The organism is Flavobacterium psychrolimnae (genome assembly GCF_003312425.1).
GTDB lineage: Bacteria > Bacteroidota > Bacteroidia > Flavobacteriales > Flavobacteriaceae > Flavobacterium > Flavobacterium psychrolimnae.
In genome coordinates this window covers 93,772-109,381 of the sequence record NZ_QNUX01000012.1, presented here as the reverse complement: position 1 = coordinate 109,381, position 15,610 = coordinate 93,772, and the positions used below count along the sequence as shown (strand labels likewise).

Here is a 15,610-nt window from a genome sequence, read left to right as displayed (position 1 = left end):
ACTTAAATATGCTAATACCTTCTATTAATAATAGTTTAAACGAACTAATTGATTTGCTAAATCAATTGTCTCAAAAAGAATATTCAAATTCTTGTACGGAATTAAGTAATGCAACTATTGGGGAGCATACAAGGCATATTATTGAAATGTTTCAGTGCTTAGAAAATCAATATGATTTAGGCATTGTGAATTATGATAAAAGAGAACGAAATACCCGTATTCAAACGGATACTGCTTTTGCTATTGAAAATATTGTGTTGATTCAACAAAATTTAGATAAAAAAAATAAAAACATCGAGTTGCTGCAAATCATTGATGGAGAGGAAATCAGAATAGAAAGCAACTATTTCAGAGAATTACTGTATAATTTAGAACATTGCATTCATCATCAGGCGCTTATTAAAGTAGCTATTTTACAATGTGAAACAGTTATAATTGACGCTAATTTTGGAGTTGCCCGTTCTACAATAGAATATAGAAATCAATGTGCACAGTAAGTTTTGTAGCAACGAATGATAAAATTATCATTACTTCAAATCGGGATGAAAAAACAGTAAGACCGAGTGCAATACCTCCAAGAAGTTATACCGTAAACGGGAAAAATCTTATTTTCCCAAAAGATCCAAAAGCAGGAGGAACTTGGTTTGTCGCTAATGCAGACGGAACAATTTTAGTGCTGTTAAATGGCGCCGACGAAAAACATGAAGTACAACTTCCATATCGAAAAAGCCGTGGTTTGATTGTTTTAGAGATAATCAGCAGTATTTCTCCAAAGGATTTCTGGACAGAAATTGATTTGGAAAACATAGAGCCTTTTACATTAGTTTTATTTCAAAATAATGCTCTTTTTCAATTGCGCTGGAACGGAAAAGAGAAAGAAACGACATCTTTGGACATTCATCAAAATCATATTTGGTCTTCATCTACTTTGTATCCATCAGCGATTCGTGAAAAACGAGCCAACTGGTTTCATGATTTTATGAATCAAAATCCTGAAATTTCCGAATCAAAAATGCACGATTTTCATCGCTACACCGAGGAAGAAAATGATGAAAATGGATTGGTAATCAATAGAAATGACGAAATGAAAACCTTAAGTATCACACAAGCGGTTATTGAAAAAAATAAAGTAGCTATATTGCATTACGATTTGATCGCGAAGGAGGATTTTTCGACCTCATTTATCACCGTTTAAAGAACTTAATTTGAAACTATTTTTTCATAAAATTACGCATTGGGAATACTGGCCTTTCCAGATTGTTTACATTCCAATTTATTTTCTTTGGTCCTATTATTCTATCAAGGCAAAATCTATTTTTTTCTTTAATGCTTCTAATCCAACCATAAAAAATGGCGGTTTTATGATGGAGTCCAAAAAAGAAATCTACGATTTGATTCCACAACAGTATTACCCAAAAACGGAATTAATAAAAGAAGGTACTGCTCTTGAAGAAATTTTGAATACTATTCAACTATCAAAAATAAAATATCCTCTGATTGCAAAACCAGATATTGGACTACGAGGATCTGGGGTCAAAAAAATTAACACCGTTCAGGATTTAAAAGAATATGCTCAAAAAGCAAATTTCGAGTATGTAGTGCAGGATTTAATTCCGTTCGATAACGAAGTTGGGATATTTTATGTGCGTTATCCTCATGAAAAAGCAGGTAGAATTACAGGAATAGTTTCTAAAGAATTTCTGATTATTGCCGGAAACGGATTCTCTACCGTAGAAGAATTAATTAAAGAAAATCCGCGATACGAACTGCAATTAAAGGTTTTAAAACAGGAATACGGAAAAAAACTACTCGATATTCTTCCAAAAGGAGAAAAACTGAATTTGGTGCCTTATGGGAATCATGCACGAGGAGCAAAATTCATTGATGGAAGTCATTGGATAACACCAAAATTGACGGAAACAATAAACGAAATGTGTTTGCAAATTCCGGGTTTCTACTTTGGCAGATTGGATGTGATGTATAATACAATTGAAGAATTAGAACAAGGTTTAAATTTTTCAGTCGTTGAACTGAATGGCGCTGCAAGCGAACCGACACACATTTATGACCCAAAACATTCTTTGTTTTTTGCATGGAAAGAACTTGCGCGTCACATTACTTATATGTATGAAATAAGTGTGGCAAACCATAAAAATGGGGCTCCATATTTACTGCATAAAGAGGGTATGAAGGAATACAGAATGCATTTGGAACAAAGCAATAGAATTGTAAATTTCTAAAATTATGAAGGCATTAAAGAACATTTTTGTTGGTTTTTTAGTGAGCTTTATCGGTTCAATACCATTAGGATATTTGAATGTTATAGGTTTTGAAATCTATTCAAAGTTAGGAATGAGTAGCTTGGTTTTCTTTTTATTAGGAGTGATTTTTGTGGAGATGTTTGTGATTTATTTCACTTTAATTTTCGCAAAGCAATTAGTTAATAATAAAAGATTAATGAAGATTATTGATTTTTTTGCCATTTTCTTTCTATTGATTTTAGGGTATACTTTTTATGCGAATTCCAATCAACCAATGGAAGAACAAGGAATTTTAGAGAAATATGCAATGTATTCTCCGTTTCTTATCGGTGTGTTTTTGAATTGTATCAATTTTCTTCAATTGCCATTTTGGACCGGGTGGAATCTTTATTTGATGAATGGAAATTATATTTCCATTGTAAATAAGCTAAAATTATATTATGTTTCAGGGACTTTGATAGGCACATTTTTTGGAATGCTGACTCTGGTTTTGATTTTGAATACCTTATCTCAAAACACAACTAGTTTTTCTAAATATATAATTCCAATTGTAATTCCATCATTTTTTGTGGTTTTAGCTTTTTTTCAAATAGTTAAAGTGTACAAAAAATATTATCGCAGTAAAACCATATTGTAAAAAATATAAACTTCAATATTATGAAAAAAGCATATCTATCTCTTTCTTTCGTTTTCTTCGTTTTCTTGTCAAATTCAGTTGTAATTGCCCAAACGGCGAGTGTAGCTTCATTAAAAACAGTTGATTTCGAATATAAAGTGGAAGAAAATAATGTTGCCGAAATATTGAAATATTTAGCTTCGGATGAATTGGAAGGACGTGAAACGGGAAAACCGGGAATTGTAAAAGCCGCTGATTATTTGGAGCAGTTCTTCAAAAATAATAATGTGAAACCGTATTTCAAATCGTATCGTGATACGTTATCCACATTTAAGGGAACAGCCTTTAATATCGTCGGTTTAATTGAAGGAAATGACCCAATTCTTAAAAATGAATATATAATACTGAGCGCGCATTACGATCATATTGGCTTGGAGAAAAAAGGGGTAAACGGTGATTTTATAAACAATGGAGCCAATGATGATGCTTCAGGAACAACTGCAGTTGCTGAAATGGCTAAATATTTTAGCATTGCCAAAAATAATAAACGAAGCATTCTTTTTGTATTTTTTGCTGGAGAAGAAAAAGGTTTGTTAGGTTCTCAACACTTAGCTAAAAAGCTGAAAGCACAAGATTTTAAATTATACACTCAGTTCAACATTGAAATGATTGGTGTGCCAATGAAAAGAGATTATCTAGCTTATATTACTGGTTTTGATAAGTCGAACATGGCAGGTAAAATCAATGAATATACAGGGAAAAATACCATTGGTTTTCTTCCAAAAGAAGCCGAATTTCAATTGTTTTATAGATCAGATAATTACTCTTTTTATGATGTTTTCAAAGTGCCTTGTCAGTCAGTGAGTACATTTGATTTTGAAAACTTTGAATTCTACCATCATGTTTCTGATGATTTCAAAGCGATGGATATTCCGCATATGACTTCTTTCATTTATGAATTATTACCTGCTGTAACGCAAGTGGCAAACTCGCCAACACGAGAAATAATTATGCTTAAATAGTTTTAGAAACAGACTGATTCATGTCATACGCCAAAATGAAGTATTCATTATTGTTGAATTTAAAATCTCCAATAATAGTCCATTTTAGTTTTTCGGTATGCGCTTTAGTGGATGGAATATTGATTTTATTGATGAAAGTCAAACTCAGTGGGTATTTTTGGAGCATGTGTTTTCTCATGAATTCAAACAGTGGGGTTATTAATCCTTTTCCACGATATTCTTTGTGAATGCAAATGGGACCATATTGAAAACTATTGGTGGTGGTAATTTCAAAATCTAAAAAGGTCAGTTCCGGAAACAATGAACTCATGTAATTGAAAATAGGCCATTGTTTGAAAAAATCCCAACTTCCCGCAAAAATATAAGCAATGATTTTGTTATTGTCTTTGGCAATAAATAGTTCTTCTTTCTGAATTACTTCGGTTAGTTGTTGAGTAGTAAATGGCGTGGTAACAAACCCGGAAGCTTTTTCTTCTTCGGATAGATTAGCTACAAGATTCAATTCCTGTAATGCCAATACGCCATTAATATCAATTATTTTTGCAGTTTCGAATTGTATGCTATCTGTCATTTTTTTTAAAATCTGATATTAATTTGGTTTACCAAAAATAAGTAAAATTATAGGAAACTTTAATTTTTATTACAACGACAATCCTTTGCATAAAGCATTAGTTTTTTATCGTTTTTGTTTATTTTTGCTACATGAAAAATATCATCATCACAGGAACGAGTAGAGGTATAGGATTTGAGTTGGCATTGCAATTTGCCAATGCGGGACACCAAGTGTTAGCCATTTCCAGAAAAATTCCTCAAGCTTTATTGGGTAATGAAAATATTACCTGTCTTTCAGTTGATTTATCCACAGAATCTGAATTAGTGAAAGTAAGCGATTTCCTTTCTAAGTCATGGAAACAAATAGATGCAGTCATTCATAACGCAGGAAGTTTATTGCTAAAACCTTTTTCAGAAACGACTCAGGAAGATTTTGAAAACATCTATAAAGTCAATGTTTTTGGAGTTGCTAATTTGACTCGAATTTGCCTGCCGTATTTACAAAAAGGAAGCCATGTTGTAACGATTAGTTCTATGGGTGGAATTCAGGGCAGTTTAAAGTTTGCTGGACTAGCAGCGTATAGTTCGAGTAAAGGAGCTGTTATTACACTATCAGAATTATTAGCAGAAGAATACAAAGAGCGTGGAATTTCGTTCAATGTTTTGGCTTTGGGTTCTGTTCAAACTGAAATGTTGTCTGAAGCTTTTCCAGGCTATCAAGCGCCAATATCAGCGGGCGAAATGGCAAATTATATTTATGATTTCACTTTGACCGGAAACAAATATTTCAACGGGAAAGTGTTGCAAGTTTCTTCCACGAATCCTTAATTTATAACTCACCTCTATTTTGAGCGAAACCTTAGCCAGATACATTCCAGAGCATGCGGTAAAACCCGTTTTCGAACTTATTGTTGCCAATCAAGTGCACCTTAAGATTGTAAACGAGCGTCAGACGCGTCATGGCGATTATCGAAAAGGGCTGAACGGTAAGCATGAAATCACGGTGAATTCAAATCTAAATAAATATAAGTTTTTGATTACGTTGATTCATGAAATTTCTCATCTAGTCGCATTTGAAAAATTTGGTAGAAACATTAAACCACATGGTAACGAGTGGAAATATTCTTTTCAACGCTTGATGATTCCTTATATTCGACCGGAAATTTTCCCGAATCACTTGTTGCCTTTGTTGGCGCGGCATTTCAAAAATCCCACAGCGAGCAGCGATACAGATGCTACTTTGGCTTTGGCATTGAAACAATTTGACCAGCAAAACGATAAGAATTATGTATTCGAAATTCCGTACGGCAGTGTTTTCCGAATCCAAAACGGAAAGATTTTTAAGAAAATAGCCATCAGAACCAAGCGTTTTGAATGTCTCGAAATGAGTTCTGGAAAGACTTATCTTTTTAATCCAAATGCTGAGGTAGAGTTGTTGAAATCAAGTTAGTTTTTACTCTTTCAAATATGCTTCCCGTACTTTTTTGAATAAATTCGAAGAATAAACAAAGGCGACAACAGCCTCATTATCGGTTCTGAAAATCTCATCTTTGTTTCCTTCCCAGGCTTTCAAACCATCTTTTAGGAATAGAATTTTCTCTCCAATTTCCATTACCGAGTTCATATCATGGGTATTTATAACCGTTGTAATATTGTATTCTTCGGTAATTTCTTTGATAAGATTATCAATCAAAATAGCTGTATTTGGATCTAAACCAGAGTTTGGTTCATCGCAAAACAGGTATTTTGGATTGTTTACAATTGCGCGAGCAATCGCTACGCGTTTTTGCATTCCTCCTGAAATTTCAGAGGGTAATTTTTTGTGCGCATCCGTTAGAGCGACTCTTTTTAATACAAAGTCTACACGCTCCTGAATTTTTTTATTATTGTCTTTGGTGAACATTCGCAACGGAAAACCAACATTTTCAGCAACAGTCATCGAGTCAAACAAAGCACTTCCTTGAAAAACCATTCCAATTTCAGTTCGTAATTCTCGTTTTTCATCCGGATTTAATTCGGAGTAAATTCGGCCATCAAATGAAATAGTCCCGGATTCTGGAGTATGAATGCCCAAAAGACTTTTAAGTAAAACCGTTTTTCCAGATCCACTTTGTCCAATAATTAAATTTGTCTTTCCGGTTTCAAAAACCGTCGAAATACCTTTAAGAATTTTATTTCCGTTAAATGATTTTTCTATGTTTTTTACTTCTATCATGATCCTAGTAACAACTGCGTTAATATATAATTGAAAAGTATTATGGAAACCGATGTCCAAACAAAGGAAACGGTACTTGCCTTACCAACTTCTAGAGCGCCGCCTTTCATATAATACCCGTGAAAAGAAGGAATAGTTGCTAATAACATCGCGAAAATTAATGTTTTGATAAAAGCGTAAGCAATATGAAACGGGATAAAATCCATTTGAGTTCCATTTATAAACTCAGCGCTAGAGATAAATCCACCATAAACACCAGCCATCCATCCACCGAGAACGCCCAGAAACATGGCAATTCCTATTAGAAAAGGATACAATAGCAAAGCAATTATTTTAGGGAAAACAAGGTAATTCAATGAGTTTACTCCCATCACTTCCAGTGCGTCAATTTGTTCTGTAACGCGCATTGTTCCGATGCTTGACGTAATAAATGAACCCATTTTTCCAGCCATAATCACTGAAATAAAAGTAGGTGCAAATTCTAATATTACGGATTGTCGTGTTGCGAAACCGATAAGGTATTTTGGAATTAAAGGATTAGTAAGATTTAAGGCTGTTTGAATAGCAACTACTCCTCCAACGAAGAAGGAAATGAAGGCAACAATACCTAGTGAACCGATAACTAAATCATCAATTTCTTTAAAAATTAGATTTTTCATCACAGACCATTTTGTCTGTTTATTGAAAATTTCTTTCAGCATTAAGAAGTATCTTCCTATTTGCGTTATATAGCGAATGAGCATCATAAGTTTTGCGAATATGGGCTAAATTACAAAAAATGTTAGGAGTTATCCCTTTTGCTTCAGCAGTTTTTTGATTTTGTTGGCTAAAAAAGCTTTTCTTTCATTTTTTTCAAACGATATTTCCGAATGAATTTTGCTTGTTCTGTTGTTACTAACAAAGGAGTTTTGTCTGCTTTAGCTTTCCAGAAACCTTTAATGTAATCTATAAATAATAGTGGTTTCTTTTTCATCATCGCCAGTTTTGCGGAAGCGATTGAAGTGATAAGGAATCCGTAGCCTAAAGTGTAAAATGCTTCGCCTTGTTTGTATCGGGCTGTTTTGTTGTAGTTTGCGCCGGTTGGTTTCAAATGTTTTACAATTAATGAAGCATCAGTAACCACTTTCCAACCATAGAATTTAGATAATAATTCATCAACCGTATCCCAACCCATAGCAGGTTTTAAATTTCCGATTTGTTGGAAACATGCTTTCCTATAGGCTTTAAAAGCGCCACGAATATGGTCTTTATCGGTAAGATTTTCGAGAATCCATTCGCCATTTTTTTCGATATAAGCGAATCCGCCAGCCATTCCTATCGTTGCATCGTTTTTGAAAATGTTTAAAATGGTTTCAAAATAATTGTTAGGCAAAATTAAGTCTGCATCCAGTTTTACAATCACATCATAATTCTCGTCTAGTGTTTCAAAACCTTTGTGAAAAGCCTGAATAACTTTGCTTCCCGGCAAATGTATCGCTTCAGACGTTTTATTTACTAAAGTGATGAATGGATTTTCGTTGGCGTAAGCCGTAACGATTTCGGCAGTTTTATCCGTAGAATTATCATTGACAACGACAACTTTTTTTGGCAAAACGGTTTGTGAAATCAACGAATCTAATGTTAAAGCTATAAAAGCTTCTTCGTTATGCGCCGGAATGACAATGTAGTAATTCATTATTTTATTTTTTCGGCGTAAACGATATAATATCTTGGCGTAAATTTGCGAAGTAATGGTCGAATTCCAAATTTCTTAACGGGATTGGTCCATTTTTCTCTGTCTATTATTTTCCAACCTGTTTTTTCTAAAAGCCAGTCCAGTTGCCAATCTTCAAATTCATGGTAATGTCTGTCCCACATATCCGTTTTACTGCGATAAGCTGGTGAAAACCACAAACGCAACGGAATGGAAATAAAAAGTTTGTCAGATTTTATCTCGCTTAATATGGTGAATGGATTGAGTAAATGTTCAAAGATTTCGAAAGCGGTTACTACATCTTGTTTCTCCTTTGAAAACACGGATTGATCCAAGTCTAAATCTTCTCCGCTAGTGTTTTTAACTGAAAATCCTTCGGATTTCATGATTTTTGAAAAAGGGTTTTCAACACCTAAATCTAATATGGTTTCTGAAGTCGAGACGTGTTTTTTTAGAAATTCTAAAGTATGTTTGAATCTTTTATTGGGAAACGTTTTTTCGTACATGTTTTTTTGATTTTGCCGCTAGGGCACGAAGGCACAAATATAGTAATAAATGTGTTTTTGGGCATTGTTTTTTAGCCCGGATGGAAATGAAAATCCCGGAGCTTCAAAATGTAGTTTTTCAAGGTGCAAAAAGCGACTGAAAGAAGCTTTCTTGCACCTTAGAAAAACAAGTTTTGTAGTGAGGAATTGTAGTGTACAGCCGGAATAGCTCCTGCTTAAGATGTTCTACAAGTCTTTAATATCGGTAAACAAAGGCATTGATGTTCATTCCGGCTCCAACGGAAGCAAAAATCATAACATCGCCTTTATGGATTTCTTGGTTTTCGATTTCACCTCGAATTAGCAAGTCAAAAAGGGTTGGAACTGTAGCCACACTGCTGTTTCCCAGTTCATGGATGCTCATAGGCATGATGTCTTTAGGAACAGGTCTGTCGTATAATTTGTAAAAACGTTGAATTATTGCTTCGTCCATTTTCTCGTTGGCCTGATGGATAAGAATCTTTTTTACATCGTCAATACCAAGTCCGCTTTTGTCTAAACAACTTTTCATTGCTGCAGGAACATTGTTTAATGCAAATTCATATATTTTGCGTCCGTACATTTTGATGTAACGGGTGTCTGGGTCTAAATCAGGATTGTATGATTTACCGAAGAATAAATAATTCGCTTCATCATTAGCATACGTTGCACTTTCATAAGACAGCATACCGCTTTCATCATCTGAAGCTTCAATTATAGAAGCACCTGCGCCATCAGAATAAATCATGGAATCTCTGTCATGCGCATCTACCACTCTAGATAAAGTCTCAGAACCTATAACCAAACAGCGTTTTGCCATTCCTGATTTTATAAATGCATTCGCTTGAAGTACGCCTTCAATCCAGCCTGGACATCCAAAAAGAATATCGTAAGCGACGCATTTTGGATTTTTTATTTGTAATTTATGTTTGACGCGAGTGGCCAAACTTGGAATCATATCCGATTGGCTTGTGCCGTACTTTACATCTCCAAAATTGTGTGCAAAGATGATATAATCAATTGTTTCCGGATCAATTCCAGCATTTTCTATTGCTTTTTGTGAGGCGAAAAAAGCTAAATCAGAGGAGGTTAAATGGTCTTCAGCATATCGCCTGTGTTCGATTCCGGTGATGCCCTTAAATTTTTTGATTACTACTTCATTAGGATAACCAAAGGCGGTTCCATCTTCATTCAAAAAAACATGTTCGCCAAAGTCAGTATTACTTACTTTTTTCTCAGGAATACAGCTTCCTATTCCAGCTATTTTTATTTTCATTGCGTTAATTTTCCAAAATTTGATGCTAATTTAATCATTAAAAAATTACTACACTCACAAAATTTACTATGCGTGCATATAATTGTGAAATAATAATTTATTGGCAAAAATATTGATTATTTCATTACGAATTGTAAGTTTTGATGTGATTTTTATTTCTTTAATCTCGTAAGTGAAAATACGGTAGTTTTTAATGCTATTTAATGATAATTTGCTTTGAGTGATTTTTTAATGTAAAAAAAATGTCCCGATTTCTCGAGACATTTTAAGTTGTATTTTAGCTTTCCATGTACGCTTCAATTGGAGCACAGGAACAATTTAAGTTTCTGTCACCATACGCTTCATCAACTCTGCGAACGGTTGGCCAGAATTTATTTTCGGCAATATATTCCAATGGAAATGCTGCTGCTTCACGAGTGTATGGGAAAACCCAATTATCAGTAGTAACCATCATCAAAGTATGTGGCGCATTTTTCAAAACATTATTAGGATTGTCTAATGTGGCAGTTTCAATTTCTTTTCTGATAGCAATCATAGCATCGCAAAAACGATCTAATTCCTCTAAGTTTTCACTTTCAGTAGGCTCGATCATTAAAGTTCCGGCAACAGGGAACGAAACGGTTGGAGCATGAAATCCATAATCCATCAAACGTTTAGCAATATCCGTCACTTCGATTCCTTTTTGTTTGAAAGGGCGACATTCTAAAATCATTTCGTGTGCTGCACGACCCATTTCTCCAGAATATAACGTATCATAATGACCGTTTAGTTTCTCCTTAATATAGTTCGCGTTTAAAATAGCATATTCGGTAGACTGTTTCAATCCTTCAGCACCAAGCATACAAATGTATCCGTAAGAGATTAAGCAAACTAATGCAGAACCCCAAGGAGCAGCTGAAATTGCAGTTATCGCGTTTTCTCCACCAGTTGGAATTACAGGGTTGGTTGGTAAAAATGGTACTAGTTGTGGAGCAACACATATTGGTCCTACGCCAGGTCCACCGCCTCCATGAGGAATTGCGAATGTTTTGTGTAAGTTTAAGTGACATACGTCAGCACCAATAGTTGCAGGATTTGTTAATCCAACTTGTGCATTCATATTCGCACCATCCATATATACTTGTCCGCCGTTATCGTGGATTAGTTGTGTGATTTCTTTAATGGCGCTTTCAAAAACACCGTGAGTTGATGGATAGGTAACCATTAAACAAGAAAGATTGTCTGCGTGCAAAAGCGCTTTTTCACGCAAATCTTCTACGTCGATATTTCCGTTTTCCAATGTTTTAGTAACTACAACTTTCATTCCTGCCATCGCTGCCGAAGCCGGATTTGTTCCGTGTGCTGATGATGGAATTAAAGCAATATTTCTGTGATGATCTCCTCTTGATTGGTGGTATGCACGAATCACCATTAATCCTGCATATTCACCTTGAGCACCTGAATTAGGTTGTAAAGTTGTTCCTGCAAAACCAGTGATTACATTTAATTGTTGTTCTAACTTAGTCAACATTTCTTGGTATCCTTGTGCTTGATCCAATGGTGCAAACGGGTGAATATTGTTCCACTGCGGCATGCTTAAAGGTAACATTTCTGAAGCTGCATTCAGTTTCATCGTACATGAACCTAGGGAAATCATCGAGTGATTCAAAGCTAAATCTTTTCGTTCCAGCATTTTGATGTAGCGCATCAAAGCTGTTTCTGAATGGTATTTATTGAAAACATCATGTTGTAAGAAAGTCGATGTTCTATTTATATTTTCAGGAAAATGATTGGTTTCTGATAGTGTCTCAATCAGTGAGAGCGGAGTCCCATTTGCAGAAGCAAAAACAGCAATGATTTTATTTAAATCAGCAATGCTAGTGGTCTCGTTCAAGGAAATTGAAATCGTATTTTCGTCAACGTAATAGAAGTTAATTTCGTTTTCTTCTGCAATCGCGCGAACTTTTTTGGCATCAGCGGTAATGACAATTGTGTCAAAGAAAGCTGTATTGGTTTGTTGATAACCTGATTTTTCTAATGCATTTGCCAATGTCGCTGCGGAAGCATGTACTTTATCAGCAATGTATTGCAATCCTTTTGGTCCATGATAAACGGCATACATTCCTGCCATAACCGAAAGTAAAACTTGCGCTGTACAAATATTTGAAGTCGCTTTATCTCGTTTAATGTGTTGCTCACGTGTTTGCAAAGCCATGCGCAAAGCACGATTTCCGTCAGTATCAATGGTTACCCCGATGATTCTTCCCGGCATGCTTCTTTTGTATTCGTCTTTTGTTGCAAAATATGCAGCGTGAGGTCCACCGTACCCTAACGGAATTCCGAAACGTTGTGTAGTTCCTAAAACTACGGCAGCGCCCATTTCTCCTGGAGGAGTTAATTTTGCTAAACTCAAAATATCAGCTGCAACAGCAACTTTTATTTCATTTTCAGCTGCTTTTGCGATAAAAGCGGTATAATCATGCACTTGTCCAAATTTTCCCGGATATTGAAGGATTGCTCCAAAATATTCTGATGAAAAATCAAATTCTTCATGGTTTCCTATTACTAATTCAACACCAATTGGCGTCGAACGTGTTTGTAAAACGGATAATGTTTGTGGTAATATTTCTTCAGAAACAAAAAATTTACAAACGTTAGATTTCTTTTGATCGCGTGAACGAACATCAAAAAGTAATGCCATTGCTTCTGCAGCAGCAGTTCCCTCGTCTAATAAAGACGCATTAGCAATTTCCATCCCGGTTAATTCGATAACCATCGTTTGGAAATTCAAAATCGCTTCTAAACGGCCTTGTGCAATTTCAGCTTGATACGGTGTGTAAGCAGTGTACCATCCCGGGTTTTCAAAAACATTTCTTTGAATCACCGCAGGGATAATTGCTGCGTTGTATCCTAAACCAATGTAGGATTGAAAAACTTTATTTTTATTCCCTAATTTCTGAATGTGATTTGCAAACTCATATTCGGTCATTGCAGGATCTAAATCTAAATCAGATTTTAAACGAATGTCACTTGGAATGGTTTCTTGAATCAATTGTTCCAGCGTTGCTGCTCCAATTGTTTTCAACATGTGTTCTAGATCATTTTCTCTTGGGCCAATGTGTCTTAATGCAAAAGCGTCTGTTTTCATTGTATATAAAATGGGTTGTGTGTTTCTTGTTTTAAAAGGCTGTAAAATTAAATATTAATATGCTATTAATTGTCTTTTTTAACTTGATTTTCTGTGAATTTTTCAACTAAAAGCCGTTCTTATTAACACTTTGATTAATTTTGTCTAATGAGGTTTTTTAAACTAATTTTTGATTTCTATATAAACAGTAGTATTCACGTGGCTTTATCGTGTTATGCGCTTGTTAGAATGACGCACTACATGTTCCACATTCCTGATGATGACTCAGTTGCTAACTTTGCTTTTTTCGGAACTATTGTAGGCTATAATTTTGTGAAATATGATGCTTTGGCCAGAGCCAAAAAAATACAAATGCGCAACGAGCTAAAAGCGATTGTTTTATTTAGTTTGTGTTCTGTTATTTTAGTAGGCTATTATTTTTTTAAACTCGAACTGATAACACAAATAATCGCAGTGATTTTTTTGAGCATTACCTTATTATATACACTTCCCTTTTTTCCAAATAAAAAAAATGCAAGGAATTGGGCAGGTGTAAAGATTTATATTGTCGCGCTGTGTTGGGTTGGAGTGACGTTGGGATTACCAATTTTAGATGCGGGCATATCAATAACCATGAATTTCTATCTAAAATGTATACAACGCTTTGTATTGATTTTTGTATTGGTGCTCATTTTTGAAATTATTGATTTGGCTAAAGATGATCCGCATCTAAAAACCATACCCCAACAAATAGGAGTGAAGCAGGCCAAAATATTGGGATTGTTATTATTGATTCCGTTTTGTTTTCTGGAATTTTTCAAAAGTGGTTTGGATAAAAATCAGTTAATAATAAACTTGATTTTAGTGCTGATGATTGGGTTATTTCTGCTTTTTGCTAATGAAAAACAATCAAAATATTACACTTCTTTTTGGGTAGAAAGCATTCCGATAGTTTGGTGGTTGTTATTGTTTTTATTTTAAAAAGTGCTTAATTGGTGAATACGTTCACCAATAATAGTGTAAATTTGGTGAATAGGATGTTTTAATAAGTAAAGAAAACTTCAGGGAATTTTTGAAATAATTTGGGATTTTACTCGTGAGGTGTTTCCATTTCTAAAGCTTACTTTCAGATAGGGTTTTCAATACTTTGTTTCTTTCGAGAATAAAATTAATCATATGATTTTTCAAAAACAATAAATCAAACAATTCTCCAAAGAAACCGTACGGTACTTCGTAATATATTTTGTCTTTCATAACGGTTAATCCGTTTTTTTCGTAAAAAATATGTTCATGACGAAAGGATTTGAATTTTCCTTCCTCCATTTCATCCACAAAATAATCGTAGAGATTCATTGCAGTTATTCGGCTCTTGTGTGTCAGATAAAACCCAAAATGTTTCCCGCGCCAAGTTACCGTTTCGTTGTAATTTATCAATCCCGAAGTAACGCCGTCAATAGCAATTTCTTTTGTTGGACTGGCAGATTTTTGATGCACGTCAATATCTCTGGAAATGTCAAAAACAGTTTCTATGGGTGCCTTTATTTTAGTCCGAATTTTTATTCTGGTCATTACAGTTTTATTTTTCGTTTGTCTTCAATTGTAATTTTCGAGCCTATGGCCAGAAATACAGAAGTGGGTTTTAAATCCTTGATAAAAGCAAATTCTTTTCCATAAACACTTTCGAAATCAATAACGGATTCGTTTTTGGTTACTTCATATTGTTGCCATCTGGGATGGGTGACTTGATATTCAAAAGTTTCGTTTTCATTGATTTTTGTATAGCCAAAATAATGCTCCGTGATAAACTCAGCTTCAGAATCGGGTTCAATTGCAATGGGATTTTTTTGTGTTGCTACCTGGATGGTATTCCAATTATTATTCACTTTCCATTGGTATATAAATTCTCTGGAGTTTTCATTTACTTTTAGCGTATGTTTCATGGGCAAAGTTCGGTAATGCTCATTGTAAAAGGTATTGGCAACAAATGAAATCGCATATTTAGGAACAATTTCACTGATAAAAACGGCACCTCTTTTACAAGTTCCGTTTTCAAAACGTCTCACATAAAACCGAAGATTTACCTCTTCAAAATCAGAATGAAACGGAATTTTCATTCCCAAAACACGAACATTCTCAAACAAGAATCCAATAAAACTAACATAACATTTGCCGTTCCAGAAATCTATTTCCGTTCCTGCAGGAACATACTTTTGCAGAATTTCGGGATTGACTTCATAATTAATCATGGCTAAATTATTCCATTCGGCTTTTAAAAAACTCATCTTTTGTTGGTTTTAATTTTTGGGTGTGTTGGAATGCTATTAAAAAACCCGAAGTCTGTTACT

General features: G+C 34.6%; 17 protein-coding genes. 8 read left to right on the top strand and 9 right to left on the bottom strand.

Annotation, left to right across the window (positions count from 1 at the left end; genetic code table 11):
- Positions 1-8 precede the first annotated feature (8 nt).
- Genes DR980_RS12930 through DR980_RS12910 form a run of 5 tightly spaced genes read left to right on the top strand, consistent with a single transcriptional unit; the run spans position 9 to position 3,899 of the window.
- Positions 9-497: a DinB family protein gene (locus DR980_RS12930; RefSeq protein ID WP_113636783.1), complete on the top strand. Its 489-nt coding sequence runs from the start codon at positions 9-11 to the stop codon at positions 495-497.
- The gene (locus DR980_RS12925; protein ID WP_113636781.1) at positions 485-1,195 is read left to right on the top strand and encodes an NRDE family protein; all 711 of its coding nucleotides are present in this window, start codon (positions 485-487) and stop codon (positions 1,193-1,195) included. The genes DR980_RS12930 and DR980_RS12925 overlap by 13 nt, the downstream gene beginning before the upstream one ends.
- 10 nt (positions 1,196-1,205) lie before the next feature.
- Positions 1,206-2,240 carry an ATP-grasp domain-containing protein gene (locus DR980_RS12920; protein ID WP_113636778.1) on the top strand — a complete coding sequence of 345 codons (1,035 nt, stop codon included), beginning with the start codon at positions 1,206-1,208 and terminating at the stop codon, positions 2,238-2,240.
- A gap of 4 nt (positions 2,241-2,244) precedes the next feature.
- Positions 2,245-2,898, top strand: a complete 654-nt coding sequence (locus DR980_RS12915) for a hypothetical protein (RefSeq protein ID WP_113636776.1) — start codon at positions 2,245-2,247, stop codon at positions 2,896-2,898.
- A 20-nt stretch (positions 2,899-2,918) separates the two neighbouring features.
- Positions 2,919-3,899 carry a M28 family peptidase gene (locus tag DR980_RS12910; RefSeq protein ID WP_113636774.1) on the top strand — a complete coding sequence of 327 codons (981 nt, stop codon included), beginning with the start codon at positions 2,919-2,921 and terminating at the stop codon, positions 3,897-3,899.
- On the opposite strand, the gene DR980_RS12905 is transcribed toward DR980_RS12910, so the two are convergent.
- Positions 3,892-4,470 (bottom strand): GNAT family N-acetyltransferase, encoded by a 579-nt coding sequence (locus DR980_RS12905; protein ID WP_113636771.1) that lies wholly within the window; start codon positions 4,468-4,470, stop codon positions 3,892-3,894. The two genes, DR980_RS12910 and DR980_RS12905, sit on opposite strands and share 8 nt — an antisense overlap.
- A gap of 131 nt (positions 4,471-4,601) precedes the next feature.
- Here DR980_RS12905 and DR980_RS12900 point away from each other — a divergent pair, with 131 nt between their 5' ends.
- Both DR980_RS12900 and DR980_RS12895 read left to right on the top strand, forming a co-directional pair.
- Positions 4,602-5,279: an SDR family NAD(P)-dependent oxidoreductase gene (locus DR980_RS12900; protein ID WP_113636769.1), complete on the top strand. Its 678-nt coding sequence runs from the start codon at positions 4,602-4,604 to the stop codon at positions 5,277-5,279.
- Positions 5,280-5,298: 19 nt separating this feature from the next.
- Positions 5,299-5,901 (top strand): SprT-like domain-containing protein, encoded by a 603-nt coding sequence (locus DR980_RS12895; RefSeq protein ID WP_113636767.1) that lies wholly within the window; start codon positions 5,299-5,301, stop codon positions 5,899-5,901.
- A 3-nt stretch (positions 5,902-5,904) separates the two neighbouring features.
- Here the strand turns inward: DR980_RS12895 and DR980_RS12890 are convergent, their stop codons facing one another.
- The 6 genes from DR980_RS12890 to gcvP all read right to left on the bottom strand — a co-directional run bounded on the left by DR980_RS12890 (position 5,905) and on the right by gcvP (position 13,286).
- Positions 5,905-6,666, bottom strand: a complete 762-nt coding sequence (locus DR980_RS12890) for an ABC transporter ATP-binding protein (protein WP_113636765.1) — start codon at positions 6,664-6,666, stop codon at positions 5,905-5,907.
- Positions 6,663-7,412: an MlaE family ABC transporter permease gene (locus DR980_RS12885; protein ID WP_113636763.1), complete on the bottom strand. Its 750-nt coding sequence runs from the start codon at positions 7,410-7,412 to the stop codon at positions 6,663-6,665. The genes DR980_RS12890 and DR980_RS12885 overlap by 4 nt, the downstream gene beginning before the upstream one ends.
- A gap of 80 nt (positions 7,413-7,492) precedes the next feature.
- The gene (locus DR980_RS12880) at positions 7,493-8,341 is read right to left on the bottom strand and encodes a glycosyltransferase family 2 protein (RefSeq protein ID WP_113636760.1); all 849 of its coding nucleotides are present in this window, start codon (positions 8,339-8,341) and stop codon (positions 7,493-7,495) included.
- On the bottom strand, positions 8,341-8,865 hold the full coding sequence (locus DR980_RS12875; protein WP_113636757.1) for a methyltransferase domain-containing protein: 525 nt from the start codon (positions 8,863-8,865) through the stop codon (positions 8,341-8,343). Before DR980_RS12875 ends, DR980_RS12880 begins: the two co-directional genes overlap by 1 nt.
- Positions 8,866-9,100: 235 nt before the next feature.
- Positions 9,101-10,159, bottom strand: coding sequence for a 3-oxoacyl-ACP synthase III family protein (locus tag DR980_RS12870; protein WP_113636755.1), 1,059 nt, complete (start codon positions 10,157-10,159; stop codon positions 9,101-9,103).
- A 277-nt stretch (positions 10,160-10,436) separates the two neighbouring features.
- Complete coding sequence (gcvP, locus tag DR980_RS12865) at positions 10,437-13,286, bottom strand: aminomethyl-transferring glycine dehydrogenase (RefSeq protein WP_113636753.1); 2,850 nt, start codon at positions 13,284-13,286, stop codon at positions 10,437-10,439.
- 147 nt (positions 13,287-13,433) lie between these two features.
- Here gcvP and DR980_RS12860 point away from each other — a divergent pair, with 147 nt between their 5' ends.
- Positions 13,434-14,246, top strand: coding sequence for a UbiA prenyltransferase family protein (locus tag DR980_RS12860; protein ID WP_113636750.1), 813 nt, complete (start codon positions 13,434-13,436; stop codon positions 14,244-14,246).
- Positions 14,247-14,378: 132 nt separating this feature from the next.
- Here DR980_RS12860 and DR980_RS12855 read toward each other — a convergent pair whose 3' ends face one another.
- Both DR980_RS12855 and DR980_RS12850 read right to left on the bottom strand, forming a co-directional pair.
- A complete protein-coding gene (locus DR980_RS12855; RefSeq protein WP_113636748.1) occupies positions 14,379-14,834 on the bottom strand; it encodes an SRPBCC family protein in 456 nt (151 codons plus the stop codon).
- The gene (locus tag DR980_RS12850; RefSeq protein WP_113636745.1) at positions 14,834-15,547 is read right to left on the bottom strand and encodes a YqjF family protein; all 714 of its coding nucleotides are present in this window, start codon (positions 15,545-15,547) and stop codon (positions 14,834-14,836) included. Before DR980_RS12850 ends, DR980_RS12855 begins: the two co-directional genes overlap by 1 nt.
- Positions 15,548-15,610 lie beyond the last annotated feature (63 nt).